Annotated in this window: 18 protein-coding genes; 1 reads left to right on the forward strand and 17 read right to left on the reverse strand. The window is 37.2% G+C overall.

What is annotated here, in order from left to right:
- Positions 1–3: 3 nt before the first annotated feature.
- From sufB to sufC, 5 genes are read right to left on the reverse strand one after another with little or no spacing between them, the layout of a single operon-like run.
- Positions 4–1395, reverse strand: a complete 1392-nt coding sequence (sufB, locus tag LKACC16343_RS08655) for a Fe-S cluster assembly protein SufB (protein ID WP_411762953.1) — start codon at positions 1393–1395, stop codon at positions 4–6.
- Complete coding sequence (gene sufU / locus LKACC16343_RS08660; RefSeq protein ID WP_056951069.1) at positions 1388–1834, reverse strand: Fe-S cluster assembly sulfur transfer protein SufU; 447 nt, start codon at positions 1832–1834, stop codon at positions 1388–1390. Before sufU ends, sufB begins: the two co-directional genes overlap by 8 nt.
- Positions 1831–3060, reverse strand: a complete 1230-nt coding sequence (locus LKACC16343_RS08665; protein WP_056951067.1) for a cysteine desulfurase — start codon at positions 3058–3060, stop codon at positions 1831–1833. Before LKACC16343_RS08665 ends, sufU begins: the two co-directional genes overlap by 4 nt.
- Positions 3032–4213 carry a Fe-S cluster assembly protein SufD gene (sufD, locus tag LKACC16343_RS08670; protein ID WP_056951065.1) on the reverse strand — a complete coding sequence of 394 codons (1182 nt, stop codon included), beginning with the start codon at positions 4211–4213 and terminating at the stop codon, positions 3032–3034. Before sufD ends, LKACC16343_RS08665 begins: the two co-directional genes overlap by 29 nt.
- 9 nt (positions 4214–4222) lie before the next feature.
- A complete protein-coding gene (gene sufC, locus LKACC16343_RS08675; RefSeq protein ID WP_056951063.1) occupies positions 4223–5014 on the reverse strand; it encodes a Fe-S cluster assembly ATPase SufC in 792 nt (263 codons plus the stop codon).
- A gap of 443 nt (positions 5015–5457) precedes the next feature.
- On the opposite strand from sufC, the gene LKACC16343_RS08680 reads away from it, so the two are divergent.
- Positions 5458–6294, forward strand: a complete 837-nt coding sequence (locus LKACC16343_RS08680) for a MerR family transcriptional regulator (RefSeq protein WP_056951061.1) — start codon at positions 5458–5460, stop codon at positions 6292–6294.
- Between the two features lie 182 nt (positions 6295–6476).
- Here the strand turns inward: LKACC16343_RS08680 and eutM are convergent, their stop codons facing one another.
- Genes eutM through cutC form a run of 12 tightly spaced genes read right to left on the reverse strand, consistent with a single transcriptional unit; the run spans position 6477 to position 16777 of the window.
- Positions 6477–6770, reverse strand: a complete 294-nt coding sequence (gene eutM / locus LKACC16343_RS08685; RefSeq protein WP_056951059.1) for an ethanolamine utilization microcompartment protein EutM — start codon at positions 6768–6770, stop codon at positions 6477–6479.
- A gap of 23 nt (positions 6771–6793) precedes the next feature.
- On the reverse strand, positions 6794–7465 hold the full coding sequence (locus LKACC16343_RS08690) for a phosphate propanoyltransferase (RefSeq protein WP_025085282.1): 672 nt from the start codon (positions 7463–7465) through the stop codon (positions 6794–6796).
- A gap of 8 nt (positions 7466–7473) precedes the next feature.
- Positions 7474–9009 (reverse strand): acetaldehyde dehydrogenase (acetylating), encoded by a 1536-nt coding sequence (locus LKACC16343_RS08695; protein ID WP_056951057.1) that lies wholly within the window; start codon positions 9007–9009, stop codon positions 7474–7476.
- Positions 9010–9030: 21 nt separating this feature from the next.
- Positions 9031–9552 carry a BMC domain-containing protein gene (locus LKACC16343_RS14665; protein WP_056951055.1) on the reverse strand — a complete coding sequence of 174 codons (522 nt, stop codon included), beginning with the start codon at positions 9550–9552 and terminating at the stop codon, positions 9031–9033.
- 25 nt (positions 9553–9577) lie between these two features.
- Positions 9578–10165: a cupin domain-containing protein gene (locus tag LKACC16343_RS08705; protein ID WP_056951053.1), complete on the reverse strand. Its 588-nt coding sequence runs from the start codon at positions 10163–10165 to the stop codon at positions 9578–9580.
- A 14-nt stretch (positions 10166–10179) separates the two neighbouring features.
- Positions 10180–10443, reverse strand: a complete 264-nt coding sequence (locus LKACC16343_RS08710; protein WP_056951051.1) for a EutN/CcmL family microcompartment protein — start codon at positions 10441–10443, stop codon at positions 10180–10182.
- Complete coding sequence (locus tag LKACC16343_RS08715) at positions 10437–10736, reverse strand: BMC domain-containing protein (protein WP_025085277.1); 300 nt, start codon at positions 10734–10736, stop codon at positions 10437–10439. Before LKACC16343_RS08715 ends, LKACC16343_RS08710 begins: the two co-directional genes overlap by 7 nt.
- Before the next feature lie 12 nt (positions 10737–10748).
- Positions 10749–11585: an ethanolamine utilization protein EutJ gene (eutJ, locus tag LKACC16343_RS08720; RefSeq protein WP_056951049.1), complete on the reverse strand. Its 837-nt coding sequence runs from the start codon at positions 11583–11585 to the stop codon at positions 10749–10751.
- A 2-nt stretch (positions 11586–11587) separates the two neighbouring features.
- Positions 11588–12103, reverse strand: coding sequence for a hypothetical protein (locus LKACC16343_RS08725; protein ID WP_056951047.1), 516 nt, complete (start codon positions 12101–12103; stop codon positions 11588–11590).
- Between the two features lie 4 nt (positions 12104–12107).
- Positions 12108–13232: a 1-propanol dehydrogenase PduQ gene (locus tag LKACC16343_RS08730; protein ID WP_056951045.1), complete on the reverse strand. Its 1125-nt coding sequence runs from the start codon at positions 13230–13232 to the stop codon at positions 12108–12110.
- Between the two features lie 24 nt (positions 13233–13256).
- Entirely contained in the window at positions 13257–14207 is a 951-nt protein-coding gene (gene cutD / locus LKACC16343_RS08735) for a choline TMA-lyase-activating enzyme (RefSeq protein WP_087721284.1), read from the reverse strand.
- A 23-nt stretch (positions 14208–14230) separates the two neighbouring features.
- The gene (gene cutC, locus LKACC16343_RS08740) at positions 14231–16777 is read right to left on the reverse strand and encodes a choline trimethylamine-lyase (protein ID WP_056951041.1); all 2547 of its coding nucleotides are present in this window, start codon (positions 16775–16777) and stop codon (positions 14231–14233) included.
- Positions 16778–16780 lie beyond the last annotated feature (3 nt).

Here is a 16780-nt window from a genome sequence, read left to right on the forward strand (position 1 = left end):
CCTTTAACCAATTGAACCTTCCATCTCAAAACTGATCAAACGGTTTAATTCGACGGCATATTCCATTGGGAGTTTTTTTGTAAATGGCTCCACGAATCCCATAACAATCATTTCAGTAGCCTTTTCCTCAGAAATTCCACGGCTCATTAAATAATAAAGTTGTTCTTCTGAAATTTTGGAAACTCGAGCCTCATGTTCCATTGAAACGTTAGCATTATCAATTTCATTATAAGGTATTGTATCAGATGAAGACTGATCATCCATAATAATCGTGTCACACTCAACGTGAGCTTTTGATCCATCAGAGTGTTTACCAAATCGTACAGTTCCTCGATAATCAACTGAACCACCAGTTTTGGCAATTGATTTAGAAACAATTGAACTAGAAGTATTCTTGGCGTTATGAATCATTCTGGCACCAGAATCTTGATGAATTCCATTACTTGCCACCGCAATCGAAAGCATTGTGCCGCGGGCATTTTCACCATTTAAGTAAACACTTGGATACTTCATCGTAACTTTAGAGCCTAAGTTGCCATCGACCCATTCCATCGTAGCGTTCTCCTCGGCAGCGGCACGTTTAGTTTCCAAACTATAAACATTGTCTGACCAATTCTGAATCGTAGTATAACGACAATAAGCATCCTTTTGAACGTTAACCTCTACTACTGCCGCATGTAAACTGTCGGATGAATAATTTGGTGCGGTGCAGCCTTCAACGTAATCAACTTTGGCACCTTCATCGACAATGATAAGCGTTCTTTCAAACTGTCCTGAATTTTCAGAATTCAAACGGAAATACGACTGAATTGGAATATCAGTTCTGACACCTTTTGGTACATAGATGAATGATCCACCAGACCAAACGGCTCCATTCAAAGCCGCAAATTTGTTATCAGTCGGTTTTACTAATTTACCAAACCATTTTTTGAATAATTCCGGATATTCCTTTAAAGCTGTATCCGAATCAGTAAAGATGATTCCCAATTTTGCAAACTCTTCACGCATATTGTGGTAAACCACTTCAGATTCATATTGTGCTGACGATCCACCTAAGTATTTTCTTTCGGCTTCTGGAACACCCAAGCGGTCAAAAGTTTCCTTCATTTTATCAGGAACATCTTCCCAATCACGATACTTTTTATCAGTCATTTTTTGATAATAAAGCATATTCTTCAGATCAAGTTTCGATAGATCCGGACCATATGTAGGCATTGGCAATTTTTTGTAAGCCTCATAGGATTTCAGACGATAATCTAACATCCACTGTGGTTCATTTTTTTCAGCCGAAATTTGTCTGACCGTCTCTTCAGTCAAGCCACGACCTGTCGAATATTTGGGTTCAATATTATCATGGAAGCCATATTCGTAATCTGAATCATTTAAATCAATCATCGTCTTCATCTCCTAACGACTTTCTCAATGCCCACCAACACAAGGTAGCGCATTTAATTCTAGCGGGAAACTGCATAATACTAGATAAAATTGCAGCATCGCCTAATTTATCTAAATCAGCTTGAGAGTGTTCTTTACCCATGACCATATCTGAAAAAATATGAGCCATTTCTAAACTCTCAGTTATTGTTTTATTGAGAACTGCATCGGTCATCATACTAGCGGAAGATTGACTGATCGTACAACCTTCGCCTGTAAAACCGATATCGTTTATCTTATCGCCATCCAGTTTAATTTCTAAATTGATCACGTCACCACAAGTTGGATTTTTCAAAGTAATCTTGTTCGTCGCTTCCGACAAGCTTTGCTTATGATGTGGATGTTCAGAATGATCCAAGATAACTTCACGGTACAGACTGTTCAAACCATTTAAACTCATACTTTGAAAAACTCCTTTGTGTCACAGATTGCCTGAATCAATCCATCAGCGTCCTGCTTATTGTTGTAAATGTAAAAACTAGCTCGAGCCGTGGCTACTAAATCCAAATATTTCATCAATGGTTGAGCACAGTGATGTCCAGCTCGAATCGCCACTCCATCCATATCCAAAGCAGTTGCCACATCATGTGGATGTAACCCTTTAAGATTAAATGAGATAACTCCACTGTGATGATCAGCATCCTGTGGCCCGTAAACCGTTAATCCATCGATCTCAAGTAATTTTGGTAAGACATACGATACTAATTCTTTCTCATAATTTTCAACATTTTCCATGCCGATACTACTCAAGTAATCAATCGCTTTACCTAAGCCGACAGCACCAGATACATTTTGTGTTCCGGCTTCAAATTTCCAAGGAATATCGGTCCAGGTACTTTGATATTTCTCAACAAAATCAATCATTTCACCACCGTATTGATAAGGCGGCATGGATTTTAACAAATCGGCTTTACCATATAAAACACCGATTCCCATTGGAGCCAACATTTTGTGTCCGGAAAAGGCATAGAAATCAACATCTAAGTCCTGAACATCAACTGGCATATGAGGAACTGCCTGTGCACCATCGGCTACCATAATAGCGTTATGTGCGTGAGTAATTTTAGCCAACTGTTTAATATCATTAGTGACACCAAGAACGTTGCTAGCATGAGCGATAGAAACAATTCTTGTTTTATCAGTGATTTGCTTTTTAGCATCAATCATATCTAATTGACCATCAGCTGTTAAACCAATATATTTCAAAACAGCTTTTTTACGATTAGCCAATTGTTGCCACGGAATCAAATTACTGTGATGTTCCATAACGGAAATGACGATTTCGTCACCAGCTTCGATATTGTCCTCACCATAAGTACTTGCAACTAAATTCAAACTGTCAGTCGCACCTTTTGTAAAAATAATTTCTCGGCTCTCTTTGGCATTAATAAACTGTTGTACTTTTTGACGAGCAGCTTCAAACTCTTCAGTAGCTCTCTCACCTAAGGTATGTACACCTCGACGAGTATTGGCGTTATCATTTTGATAATAACGAACGATTTCATCAATAACTTGATTAGGTTTCTGACTAGTAGCGGCATTATCCAAATATACTAGTGGTTCATCATTTACTTTTTGATTAAGGATTGGAAAGTCCTTACGAATTTGTTGCAACTGTTTGTCCATCGGCCAATTTCCTCTCAATCGTTTGAACTAATTCCTCACGAATAGGTTTGGAAGGAATCGAAACCAGTACGTCACCCAAGAATCCTCGAATAACCATCCGTTGAGCTGTTTTACGATCAATTCCCCGACTCATCAAATAGTAGAGTTGTCTCTGATCAACTTGACCAACACTAGCTGCATGTCCAGCCAAAACATCATTTTCATCAATCAAAAGAATTGGATTAGCATCACCGTGGGCTTCATTTGACATCATCATAACTCGGTTCTGTTGTTCAGCATTGGCACCTGAAGCGCCTTTGATAATGTGTCCAATACCATTAAAAATCAGACGTGAACGATCCATGATGACCCCACGTTGATTAATATTACCGATTGAATGTTTACCATAATTAGTAACTCGAGTATTAACGCCTTCTTGTTGTTGTCCTGAAGTGATATCGACAACTTTAATTTCTGAATGAGCACCTTCGCCAAACAAATCAGTGTCAAAATCAGCTACCGTATTACCAGAATTCATCAACCCAATTGACCAATCAACATAAGCATTTTGATCAACGTAAGCCCGACGACTTAAATAAGAAGTGACATTCTCTCCCATTTCATCAACGGCTGCATATCTCACTTCACTATTAGGCATTGCCATTACTTCAACTACGCAGTTAGCAACACTTTTGGCATCGCCCTCTGTTCTAGTTCTTTGGATAAAGGAAAACTTCGAGTTCTCACCTGCCACAATTAAGATATGTGAGATAAAAGGTTGCTGGGAATCTTGTTTTAATTCAATTTCAATTGGCTTCTGAACTACTGTATTTTCAGGTACATACAGAAAAATACCTTGATTCAGGAATGCTGTATGGTAAGCTGTCATTTTATTTTCGTCAGATTTTATAACTTTATTCATGAAGTACTTTTGAATCATTTCTGGGTACGCTGTCATAGCATCAAAAATATCCATTAAAACATAATCGTCATACGTTGTTGGCACATCAGTCTTAATAATCGTTTTAGTTGATGGCATCAATTGCCAATTACTGAAGTTAAAACGTTGCATCTTAGGCAAAGGCAACTTATCAATCAACTCAAAAGATGCCTGTCTTTTTTGAGTGAACCAAGTTGGCTCATCTGTTGTCATCGCAAATTTTTCTAGTGTCATAATATCCCCTTAGTCGTCAATCAGATTCACATCAAGTCCTAATTCATCACGCAAGCCAGCATAACCCTCATCTTCAAGTTTTTGAGCCAACTGTGCATCACCAGTTTTCACAATTCTTCCGTCCATCATAATATGAACAACATCCGGTTTGATATAATTCAACAGTCTTTGATAATGAGTGATGATCAAAGCTCCAAAATTATCGCCACGCATTGAGTTGACACCTTTTGAAACAACCTTAAGTGCATCGATATCAAGTCCAGAATCAATTTCGTCTAACAGTGCAAAACTTGGTTTGATCATCAATAGTTGCAAGATCTCATTACGTTTCTTTTCACCACCGGAAAAGCCTTCATTCAAGTAACGCTCTGTCATAGCTTCACTCATATCTAACAATTCCAAATTCTTGTCTAATTCCTTAATAAAGTCCATAACTGAGATTTTGTCATTTTCTGGTCGTCTAGCATTGATCGCAGCACGTAAAAATTCAGCATTCGTAACACCTTGAATTTCAGCTGGATACTGCATTGCCAAGAACAAACCTTTACGAGCACGTTCATCGACTGGCATATCCAAAATACTTTGCCCATTTAACAGAATGTCACCATGAGTTACATGATAATTTTTTTGACCCATAATAGTTTGCGACAAAGTCGATTTACCTGTTCCATTAGGTCCCATGATGGCATGGATCTCACCAGTCTTCATCTCTAAATTAACGCCTTTGAGAATTTCTTTGCTAGTCTTCTTTTCCTCATCTACAACTTCAACATGAAGTTCTTTTATTAACAATTCCGCCATATTTATTCTCCTGTTTCAATAGTAATCAATTCATAGATTTTAAAAACAACTCTTACAATTAAGCACAATTATTATTTTAGAGTCGATAAAGATGGTTTCGTCCTCAATATGTCTGATCATTTCTGATGCAATCCGGCTTTAGTATTTAGAGCCATTATTTAAAAAATCAGAGATCATTTTTTACTTCACATATTTGTTTAAATAGGTTTCATACCATCTCTTATTTAACATTCTACAGCAACGTCAAACAAAGAAGAACAGGCAATATAGACTAATATTATATTTTTTATATGCCAAAAATCATGATTGTTTTTTGGAATAAAATTAGTCAATATTCATCACATATTCAATCTAAATATAAATCGGCTCAAAATATTGTAAGCGTTTACAACTATACTGTTATATAATACACTTATGAACGGTATTTATCATGGAGGTTAATAATGGTTGACTCAAAAAATTTGCATACCATAGGTGAAACAGCCAAAATATGCAAAGTCTCTCGCAAAACTTTAATTTTCTACGAAGAATTAGGTATCCTCAAACCAGACTACATTTGTCCATCCAACGGGTATCGATACTACAGTGACTCCACTATTCAATTAATGCCAATCCTTAAATATTATAAACAGATGGGTTTTAAGTTGCAGGACATGAATGGCGTTGGTGACAATAACAGTTGTTTGTTCCATGAAAGAAATTTTTTAAATCAAATATCATTCTTAGAAGACGAAGAAAAAAGAATTCAAAATTCTCGCCAAGCCTTGATGGATTGGTTGGAACTGATTCATGAAGGTATGAATGTGACCAGTAATAAATTTGAATCTATCAATATCAAATATATTCAGCCAACTCAATATTTCTTTTTAGACCAAGATTTTGATTATGATTATAAAGAATCGGTAATCAATGTTCCTTGGATCAGGTACTTGGAGGAAAATAACGCTGAAATTACTGGTCCAGTGATTCTAGCCTTTGATGATTGTCAAAAGAAATCCTTAGAATTAGCCAACCGTGTTACCATCATGCAAAAGCCAGTTCGAAATAATGACAGTAACTTACCTTTAGAAAATATTGGTGGTAAAACTTTTATTTCCTCTTATTACATCGGTGACCACGCTCAAATGTATAAAAAATACGCTGATATGGAAAATTGGGCTAAAGAAAATGGCTACAATTGCGGTCCCAACGTGTATGAAAGATTCGTCGTCGATTATTGGACTACTACCGATATCAATATGTTTGTCACTGAAATCTTGATACCCATCGTTAAAAACTAATCTACTTCATATTCTAATGCAATACAGGGTGTAAATTTAAATTAAAACAAAAGCCAGTAACTCTGATTTGAAAGAGTTGCCGGCTTTTTATTTAAGAGTTGAATGTGCTAGTTCAGCTCTAATTTTTCGGAGTGTGAATATGGAGTTGTAACTTGAGAAAAAATTGACTACCTATAATATTCTTATTCAGCTGTAGTTGTTGTTGTCTTTGGTAGAATATTTTCAACTTCTGCGTGTGGACGAGGAATTACGTGAACTGATAACAATTCACCAATTCTTTGAGCGGCTGCGGCGCCAGCATCTGTAGCTGCTTTAACAGCCCCAACATCGCCTCTAACCATAACTGTGACAATTCCGCCACCAACGAATTCTTTTCCTACTAAAGTAACATTAGCTGCCTTTACCATAGCATCGGCTGCTTCAATTGAACCTACTAGTCCTTTTGTTTCGATCATTCCTAATGCATCAGATTTCATTATAATTTCCTCCAAATTTTCGTTTATTTAATACGAATCCTAGTTTTAGAATTCATTCCTAAAGCATTTGCTTCTTCAGTATCAATATGACACTCTAACCCAGATTTATCGTTAGCTCTAATGGCTACATTGTTGAGTTCTCCACCACGATCACCTTCGATAACAATCGTAACGATATCGCCATTTTTAACACCAAATCTTTCAGCATCGCTTGGCAACATATGAATATGACGTTGGGCTACGATAACACCTTCATCTAATTCAACTGACCCTTTAGGACCAACAACAGTAACCTGTCCTGAATTAAGTAAGTCACCTGAAATTCTAAGTGGTGCTTTAATACCTAATTTAAAGGTATCGCCTCTTAGAACTTCTACTTGGGTTCTAGCTCTGACTGGTCCAAGGATTCTCACCTTACTGATTGAACCTTTAGGTCCACAGATAATAACTGTTTCTTTACTAGCATATTGTCCAGGTTGTGATAAATCCTTTAAAGGAGTCAATTGATAGCCCTTGCCAAACAACTTATCCAAATCAGTTTGTGATAAATGGATATGACGGTTAGATACTCCAACCGGAATTGTTTTTTCATCTGTTGTAGCTTTTTTAGCAATTTCCGCAATCACGTCTTCGGAAACATTTGGTCCAGATAATTTCTCGACCAATTTACCTAATAATTCTTCATAGTCTTCCATGTCGACACCTACGCATTCATTTCAGATAATGTTTTTCTAACTAATTCAGTTAGTACTTTTAGTTCTTTATCCGACATATCTTTTGTTACATGTTCTAATGAACTGTCACATTGAGTTTTGTTTACACATTTCTTAACAACATCTTTGAGTTCTGGATGATTGAAGCTCTTGTCATCTTCAGCCAAAGTTGTTACATCTTTCAAACCAAAGGCTACTTTCTTGATGTTAAGTAAATGTTTAGGACTTACATTCTCTGAAACTGAACTTCCACCACATGTTCCACAACCTAACGTGAAGGAAATTGGTAAGCCAGTACTGATACCTGTTCCACCTTGGCTACCACCAGTATTTACAAGGATTCTTGAGGCTGGTTTGGCTGCAAATTTTAAGACGATATCTTCGCGATTAGTGTGAAGATTCATTGTATGTCCAATTCCGTTTTGAAGAAGTTCAATACTTAATTGACAAGCTTCTTTCCAATCTTCTACAACGTAGAATGCTAATACTGTAGTTAGTTTTTCGTATGAAAGCGGATTGCCTTCACCAACACCAGATTGTTTACCAATCAAAATCTTTGTATCAGCAGGGACTTCGAAACCAGCTGCTTTAGAAATTACTTGTGGTGATCTACCAACGAATTTAGCGTCCATTGCGTGTCCACCATTCTTGAATAACAAGTTGCAGACAGCTTCTGTTTCAGCATCGTCCATGAAGTATCCACCTTGTTTTTCTAACTCACTGACGACTTCATCTTTATTACATTTTTCGCAAATAATGGATTGTTCTGATGCACAGATTGTTCCGTAATCAAATGATTTACTTGCGATGATTTGTGAAACTGACTCTTTTACATCGGCACTGCGTTCAATATAGGAAGGAGAATTACCAGCTCCAACCCCAATAGCAGGTTTACCTGAACTGTAGGCTGCTTTAACCATTCCTGGGCCACCTGTAGCAATAATCAGCTTAACTTCTTTAGCATGCATCAACTCATTAGTTGATCCCATTGTTGAATTTGAAACACAAGTGATAATGTTATCCGGAGCTCCGGCAGATTTAGCGGCTTCATTCATAATCTCTGCAGCTCTGAATGTACATTTAGCAGCGGCTGGATGTGGAGCAAAAACAATGGCATTTCTTGCTTTCAAAGCAATCATTGATTTGAAAATAACAGTTGATGTTGGATTAGTTGATGGCACGATTCCCATTACCAAACCAACTGGTTCTGCAACATCCATAGTCTTCAATTCAGTATCTTTACTGATAATACCGACTGTTTTTTCATCTTTGATTTGCTCATATAGCAAAGTTGCTGCAGCGTGATTCTTATATGTCTTGTCAGCAACATTTCCGAATCCAGTATCTTCAACTGCCAATTGAGCTAACTCAACAGCATGTTTCTCTCCAGCAATGCTCATTGCTTTTAAAATGGCATCGATTTGTTCTTGACTAAAAGTTGAAATATCAACTGCGGCTTGATGGCCCGCTCTGGCAAGGTCTCTGGCTTCTTGAATTGATCTTAAATCTTTATCAAAATTCTCCATGTTCGCTCTCCTATATAATTACTAACCTTCCTTATCAGAATTCAATATTTCAGTGATAATCTGCTTCTTACTCATCTTTTGTAAATCGGCATCTGATATGTTCAAGTTCGTTTTAGTTTTTACTATTTTTCTTAGTTCGGCAATTCGTTTTGGTTCCAGCTCTTCAGGTTTAAAACCGACTGGTTTTTTCTTCGGTGTTTCTTCGACATTTTCAACTGGATCTGCTTCAACTATCTCTTCGGCAACTTCTTCTGGAACCTTTTTCGTTTTTGGACCATCTAAAAGTGGTTCAATTTCTGAATCAGGTCTGGCAATGACGTGTTTTGAAACTAGGAAACTATCTCCCAATTGTTCGACTGCACTAGCTCCGGCATCAACGGCCGTTTTTACAGCCCCAACATCCCCAACAACTGATACTGTTACTAATCCGCCACCGACGAATTCTTTTGACACTAGGTCAACTTCAGCTGTTTTTAACATGACATCACTGGATTCAATAGCGGCGATTAGTCCATTGGTTTCTATTAACCCTAATGCTTGCATAATTACCTCCATCAATTTATATGAATTATTCAGTTAAAGAATAAACAAGTTCGACATCTTTAAGGGCTTTAACAGTGACATTAGCTCTCTTAGGAATGAAAATGATGTCGCCTTCTTTTGATACACACGAATTCTCATTAATGGAGATATCTAATGCTCCTTTAGATATGTATAGATAAGTGTCATTTCCAATGGTTTTAGTTAGTTCGGTATGATTTAGTCTGACTAAGCCAAACTTTGATTTATTAGAATTTCCGAAAAAAATACTGCAATATTGACCGGACCCACCATTTGTACAGTTAGGAATATCAGTAAATTGTATACTGCTCCCATCGACAACTTTTAATCCATTAGAATCGAGTTTCATTACATATCGATTATTCAAAGAATCTTTCAATATCTTTTTAATTATTGATACGATCAATTCTTCAGAAATATTTTTAGAACTCGCATCTTTCTTCTTTTTTGGTTCAATGATTTTTACATTTAAACCATATTCTTCAATTAAATCTTTGGCCAAAGGTGTGATAATGGTATCTTGATCAACTTCAATATTCGTTTGACCATTTGAGTAAACGCTTTCAACAGTGCTTGCACATAGTGCCTTTTTCATTTACCAACACCCCCTCAGACTGGTTTACAGCTATCATCGATGATTCCAATCACAGCTGAATCTATTGGTATGGTATTGTCCCCTAACGCCTGTCTGGCTGCAGTGCCACTAGCTATGATGACTCTATCGCCAATACCGGCACCAATTACATCACAAACTACGATTTGTTCTCCGTTCTTTCTACCGCCTGTGATCTCTGCCAACATTAATTTCAAGCCGTTCATATTATCAGCTTTTCTGGTTGCCCAGACATTATCTATTAATTTAGCTATTACCATTGTTCCGTTTCCCACGTTTTCTTGATCTCTTCGATTGCTGAAGTGACGGAGGCAGTATCGCCAAAGATGGCGAGCATAATCATGTTCTGAGGACAGCTACCCCTGATATCTTCCGTGGTAACACCGACAGCTTTTTCAGCAATATCCGAGGCTACAACCATTTCGATCAATCTTCCTTGAACTAAACCGACGGCATCTATGTTGTCGATTTTGTCTCTAATTCCAGAACCTTTACGACGATTTAATATCGCCATGGTTCCTTCGCTAGGTGACTTGATAATTCTACAGTCCATATCTACTGCCTCCTAATCTATGACTTCATTTGTACAACTTTTAGCAATCCCTAAAGGAGTAACAAACATGGGATTTACTGGCTTATGTGTTGTTATCCCCGTTTTCTTTTCAATAATCTTCTCAATCCCACCTAAGCAAGCAGTTCCACCAACCAAATACAAATCCTTCACATCATACCCAGCAACTTGTGTTGTTATGATAGTTGAAATTTTTTCAATAACTGGTTTCAAAATTGGTAAGAGTTCTTTGTGATTGTCTGTATTTCTCTTATACAATTCAGCATCTTCAAATGAAGTACTCATTGCTCCAGCTATTGTTAAGGTTAAGTGAGTTCCACCAGTTGCTTCATCGGATACTTTGACTACCTTTCCATTATTTAAAATGGAAATCCCGGTTGTCCCACCACCAATATCCACGATGGCACCATTCTTAATGTTCAAAACATTATTAGCGGCAGTTGGTTCATCTAAGATAGATGTAATTTCAAAGCCTGCACTTTGAATTACGTTTTTAATTGCTCCGCCATCCAGGGACTCAGTGTCCGGTGGAATGGCTGTGGAAGAATAAACAAGTTCTGTATCAAGCAGATCTTCTAATTTCTTTTTCAGTTTTTTTACTAAGGTAATAGCTCCAAAATAATCAACGATCATTCCATCTTTTACCACATCTGAATATTCATATGCACCCGCAACTGGTTCATATTCAGAATTCATAACTACTAGAACCACACAAGCAGTTCCTAGATCAACACCTGTGTAATATATTTTGCTTTTATCAATTACTGGATTGGCAACAACGGCTTCAAATTTTGAAACTAAATCATTACAAGCCTGCATACTTTCACCCATAATTAATCCTCCATTAGTTTACGAATCTGATCGACCAGCTCTATCTTTACTAAATTCAATTGATCTTTTGAATCTAATTGAACTTCACATATTCTTGATAAACACTTTTTAAGTAAAATAATCACTTTATACTTAGGGTTTCTTAACGTTTCTTTTGTTATAGGTTTACTAAGTACTTCATTTGCATCACATGAATATATCTGTAAATTTGGTGGCATTTCTTGATCAAGCAACTCATACACTTCATAAATACTGTTGCCTAATTTGATATCTATTTCATAAGCTTCAACGATGGCGGCCTGTAGATCTAACTTTAAAAGTTCTTTAGTAATATCTTGGCCGTCTGTGATTTCTGTCTTATGGACATCCTTCGAATGATCTTTTTCGATTATTTTTATTCCTTTACCTGTTAAAAAACTTTTGGCTTCAGGTGTTAACCTGTCGTTCTTGGAAATCATATATTCTGAAAATTCTGCTTTATGGTAGAGACCCTGTAATTCTCTTTCCGTAATAAACATATCTTTAGCTTCCTTTAACTAACTTAAGATATATATTTTCTAAATCTTCTTGTGTAGGAACAACAGGATTAGTTACCGTACATCTATCTTTTAATGCTGCTTTAGCCATATCCGGAACTGCTGATTTATACTCATTTTCATCAATTCCTAATTGAGCAATTGTTTTAGGAATTGAAAGCTGATCAGTTAGTCTCTTCAAGTTACCAATCAATAAATTAACAGTCGATCTATCTGTATATGATGAAATATTTAAAACTCGAGCAATTTGTGCATATCGGTGTAATGCTTCAGTTTCTTCAGATCCATCAATTCCAGAATTATATTGAATGACATAAGGTAATAACATTGCGTTCAGTCTTCCGTGTGCTTTATGGAAACGACCACCTAAGGCATGAGCCAGACTGTGACAAATTCCTAATGAAGCTTCACTGAAGGCCATCCCCGCCATACAAGATGCATCGTGCATGACTTTTCGTGCTTCTACATCGTTACCGTTTTTAACAACCTTAGGCAATTCATTCCAAACAATTCGAATGGATTTTTCAGCCAAAGCATCGGTAAAACTACTACTATTCAGTGATACATAGGCCTCCAAGTCATGTGTGATTACATCCATTCCAGTGTCAGCTGTAATTGTTGCTGGAACACTCATGGTTAAACTTGGATCTAATATAGCAATATCTGGAATCATATCTTCATCTACCAAAGCATATTTACCATTGGCGCTTGGATCTGAAATAACTGCAAATGAAGTAACTTCACTACCAGTACCACTAGTACTAGGTATACAAATTAATTTAATCTCGATATTATCCATGAGATGCTTGATTACTTTAGCAGTGTCCATCGCTGAACCACCGCCTAAAGCAATGATCGTATCAGGCTTCAGTGATATTCCTTTGAATAATCCACCTGAAACTACATCTATTGAAGGATCAGGAACTACTTCGGAGAAAATATCATATTTAACGTCTAATTTATCAAGTGCATCTGTGACTGCCGAAACCTTACCTGACTTGACCATGAATGGATCACAGACAACTAAAGCATTTTTGATCGGCATGTTGGAAAGCTCACTTATTGAATTATTTCCACTGATTATTTCTGTTTTCATACTGAATTTATTCATATGATTCCCTCCTTTCATCTAGTATTAATGTCTTATAACCTTTACAGGAAAATCGTATTCTTTAATCCAACCTTCGATACGGTCCAAATCTTCGTCGGATAAACTTGGATCTTCTTTGACTGGATAATCAATTCCTAGTTGTCCGTACTTGTTAACTCCGAGCTTATGATATGGCAATAAATTAATACCTTGGAAGTTAGGGTAATCACGATATGGCATTAGGAAATCAATGATTTGATGAATTTCTTTTTCACTGTCATTAACACCCTTGAGCATTGGCATTCTGATTTTAACTTGGTATCCACGTTCGAAAAGTTCTTTCAAATTAGCTAAGATTCTCTCATTGCTAATTCCTGTTAACTCGTTATGTCTTACTGGGTCCATGTGTTTCATATCATATAGGAACAAATCAATGTAATCGGCCATTTCCATCAATTTATCCATACGACTGTGTCCACATGTTTCAATAGCTGTATTGATTCCATCAGCTTTGCAGGCTTTTAATAAAGCCAATGCGGCATCTGGTTGTGAAGTACATTCTCCACCGCTCAAAGTTACACCGCCGCCTGATTGTTGATAGAAAGCATCATCTTCATGAATAACTTTCATTAATTCAGGTATGGTTTTAATGGCTCCGGTAATGTGGATTGCATTCATTGGACAAACTTCTTCACATTTATGACAACCAATACAAGAAATATCACGTCTAACACGATGTTGACCATTCTCATCTATGTAGTGAATACCGCGAGGACAGGCTTCAACACATGCCATACAATCGCTACATAAACTTTCCTTGAACATAACTTCGTATTTTCGGTTCATACCCTCAGGATTAGCACACCATCTGCATCTTAATGGGCAACCTTTCATGAATACAATGGTTCTTATCCCTGGCCCATCATACAAACTATATTTCTGAACATTGAATATCATGGCCTGACGTTCGATGCCACCATCCACATTTGTATCCATTGTTTTCATCTCCTGATTGTTAATTAAAAGTGAGTAAGCACCGTACGACTAATGATTTCGTCTTGAACGTCTTTACATAATTCAACGAAGAAGGCACTGTATCCAGCAACACGGACAATCAAATCACGATATTGTTCGGGATGTTTTTGAGCATCTAACAAAGTCTTATTATCTAAGTAGTTAAATTGCATTTGTCCATTGCCTAAAGCACAAGCTGTTCTCAACAACATGATCAAACTTTCTTCACCTTCGGAGGTATCTAGTAAGCTAGACATGATCTTGAAGTTATGAACCATTCCGATATTCATTGAATCGTTAGACATCTTAGATACAGACTTAATAATAGCTGTAGGTCCTTTATAATCGGCACCTTGTGTAGGACTAATACCATCTGATAATGGAGTCCAAGCTTTTCTACCGTTGGCTGAAGCACCTGTCATTTGACCAAATGGTGTGTTATTGGAAATTGATAATGTTCCATGACTCAAGTTTGAGAACAATGTCTTGTACTTCTTATGTTCTTCTTCTGTGTAGGCAATGATGTCAGCAGCAATTAAATCAGCGTAGTCATCATCATTTCCATACTTAGGAGCAGCTAAACAATCTTTACGAGCCTGATCGTTGTCTTCAAAGTCGGAAACAAGAACCTTGTTTAATTCTTCAAGTGTGTATTTCTTGTCATCAAAGACTAACTTCTTGATAGCAGCCATTGAATCTGTGTATGTTGCTAATCCTGACCAAACAACACCTGGTCCGTAGTTGTACATTGCTCCACCGGCTGATACGTCTTTACCATGTTCCATACAACCTTCATACATAATTGACATTAATGGTTTAGGTGCTAGGCTTCTGTGAACTCTTTGTGAGATAACAGTTGCAACATCAGTCCATTTAGTAATGTACTTAATTTCTTCCTTAACGGCAGCATCGAATTCTTCGTATGTCTTGAACTTCGATAGATCACCCATATCTGGACAAACCTTCTTGCCGTACCATAGGTCAACACCATGGTTTAGAACAAGTTCGATACAGATAGGCCATTGTGTATAAGCTGTTGATGTCCATTGATATAGTCGACCAGATTTCTGTGGTTCAACACATCCCATCAAACAGTAGTCACGAGCATCTTCAAGTGAGACTCCTTTGGCAAGCATGATCTTAATGTGTGTGTCATCAAAGTGACATGCTGGGAATCCCATTCCAGCTCTAACAACATCAACAATCTTCTTTAGGTATGCACGAGGTGATTTACTGTGAATACGGCAGGCTAGTGAAGGTTGGTAAACCTTAACGTGACGAACGGCATCCATTAATAAGTAAGTCAAATCATTAGTTGCATCTAGACCTTGACGTGTCACACCACCGACACACATGTTAACGAATGGTTGGTAACCAGCGAAGAACTTAGATCCACCTTCACTTGTGATCCACATCATTTCTGACATCTTAATCAACATACATCCAGCAAGTTCAAACGCTTGATAGTTAGTTATGTTACCGCTTTCAATATCGTGCTTAAACATTGGGTACATATATTGATCAACACGACCAATTGACATACCCGTTTGATTCTCTTCAACAACAAGTAGCGATTCAACTGTCCAAACAGCTTGGATAGCCTCCCAGAAAGTATCTGGTTTGTGTGCAGGTACCTTAGCGTTAATTTCAGAAATCTTTAACAATTCGGCTTTTCTCTTAGGGTTAGTTTCCTTATCAGCCATTTGTTTTGCATAATCTGACATTCTCTTGGCATAAGTCATTACACCGTCAGTTGTATCAATAACTGACTTGTAGAAATAAATCTTGTCGATATCATCTGGATTTTCATAATCCAATTCTTCAAGATGAGCCTTGGCTTCATTTTGAATATCGATCATACCTTTTTTCATCAAGATAACGTCGTAACCAGGATTAGAATCTCCACCACCATTTAGTTGGTGGTATGAACAATCAGATACAAATGATTCACCTGATAATTCCCAGACACCGGCTTCACGATATTGATCCTCACAATATTCATCTACTGACTTACCTTTCCAATATGGGAAAAGTTCTTCACGCATGATTTTCTTGTCTTCATCAGAAATGTAGAAAGGATCTTGAGGTCTTGTACCAATCGTGTCAATTTCGTCCTCCATCCATCTCCAAGCAATATCAGGAGAGAAAGCACCAGCTCTAGGAGCACCATTTGGAGCACCAACGATTAATTCGTTATCTTGAATAACTAAGGGTGCTGTTTCACAACAATACTTGAAACATTTAGCACGTAACATGATCTTTGGCATACCAGGATTTTCTTTGGCAATCTTAGTAATGGCACGTGCACGATAAGTTGTGATTGAAGGAACTTGCTTCAAATAGTTGTCTTTTAGAGCCTTCAATCTACTTGTAATTCCGTCTGGAATTTCAGTTTCTTCATCTTCAACAACAACTTTACTAGGCGTTGTTTCAGCATCTTTAGATACTTCGTTTGAAACTGAACTAAACATTTTCACTAATGCTTGGCGTTCTTCATCGCTTAAATCTTTAGTAGCTTCAGATAACTTTTCTGAAAAATCTTTAATATTCATATC

The organism is Companilactobacillus bobalius, assembly GCF_002179915.1.
GTDB classification, from domain to species: domain Bacteria; phylum Bacillota; class Bacilli; order Lactobacillales; family Lactobacillaceae; genus Companilactobacillus; species Companilactobacillus bobalius.

What these genes read in the sequence shown, in the direction of transcription:
- LKACC16343_RS08715 (WP_025085277.1), bottom strand. Translation starts at nt 10,736, where the DNA reads ATGGACTGTAGAATTATCAAGTCACCTAGCGAAGGAACCATGGCGATA.
- LKACC16343_RS08710 (WP_056951051.1), bottom strand. Translation starts at nt 10,443, where the DNA reads ATGGTAATAGCTAAATTAATAGATAATGTCTGGGCAACCAGAAAAGCT.
- sufB (WP_411762953.1), bottom strand. Translation starts at nt 1,395, where the DNA reads ATGATTGATTTAAATGATTCAGATTACGAATATGGCTTCCATGATAAT.
- LKACC16343_RS08680 (WP_056951061.1), top strand. Translation starts at nt 5,458, where the DNA reads ATGGTTGACTCAAAAAATTTGCATACCATAGGTGAAACAGCCAAAATA.
- LKACC16343_RS08665 (WP_056951067.1), bottom strand. Translation starts at nt 3,060, where the DNA reads ATGGACAAACAGTTGCAACAAATTCGTAAGGACTTTCCAATCCTTAAT.
- LKACC16343_RS14665 (WP_056951055.1), bottom strand. Translation starts at nt 9,552, where the DNA reads ATGCAAGCATTAGGGTTAATAGAAACCAATGGACTAATCGCCGCTATT.
- sufD (WP_056951065.1), bottom strand. Translation starts at nt 4,213, where the DNA reads ATGACACTAGAAAAATTTGCGATGACAACAGATGAGCCAACTTGGTTC.
- LKACC16343_RS08705 (WP_056951053.1), bottom strand. Translation starts at nt 10,165, where the DNA reads ATGAAAAAGGCACTATGTGCAAGCACTGTTGAAAGCGTTTACTCAAAT.
- eutJ (WP_056951049.1), bottom strand. Translation starts at nt 11,585, where the DNA reads ATGGGTGAAAGTATGCAGGCTTGTAATGATTTAGTTTCAAAATTTGAA.
- LKACC16343_RS08730 (WP_056951045.1), bottom strand. Translation starts at nt 13,232, where the DNA reads ATGAATAAATTCAGTATGAAAACAGAAATAATCAGTGGAAATAATTCA.
- sufU (WP_056951069.1), bottom strand. Translation starts at nt 1,834, where the DNA reads ATGAGTTTAAATGGTTTGAACAGTCTGTACCGTGAAGTTATCTTGGAT.
- LKACC16343_RS08695 (WP_056951057.1), bottom strand. Translation starts at nt 9,009, where the DNA reads ATGGAGAATTTTGATAAAGATTTAAGATCAATTCAAGAAGCCAGAGAC.
- LKACC16343_RS08690 (WP_025085282.1), bottom strand. Translation starts at nt 7,465, where the DNA reads ATGGAAGACTATGAAGAATTATTAGGTAAATTGGTCGAGAAATTATCT.
- LKACC16343_RS08725 (WP_056951047.1), bottom strand. Translation starts at nt 12,103, where the DNA reads ATGTTTATTACGGAAAGAGAATTACAGGGTCTCTACCATAAAGCAGAA.
- sufC (WP_056951063.1), bottom strand. Translation starts at nt 5,014, where the DNA reads ATGGCGGAATTGTTAATAAAAGAACTTCATGTTGAAGTTGTAGATGAG.
- eutM (WP_056951059.1), bottom strand. Translation starts at nt 6,770, where the DNA reads ATGAAATCTGATGCATTAGGAATGATCGAAACAAAAGGACTAGTAGGT.
- cutD (WP_087721284.1), bottom strand. Translation starts at nt 14,207, where the DNA reads ATGGATACAAATGTGGATGGTGGCATCGAACGTCAGGCCATGATATTC.
- cutC (WP_056951041.1), bottom strand. Translation starts at nt 16,777, where the DNA reads ATGAATATTAAAGATTTTTCAGAAAAGTTATCTGAAGCTACTAAAGAT.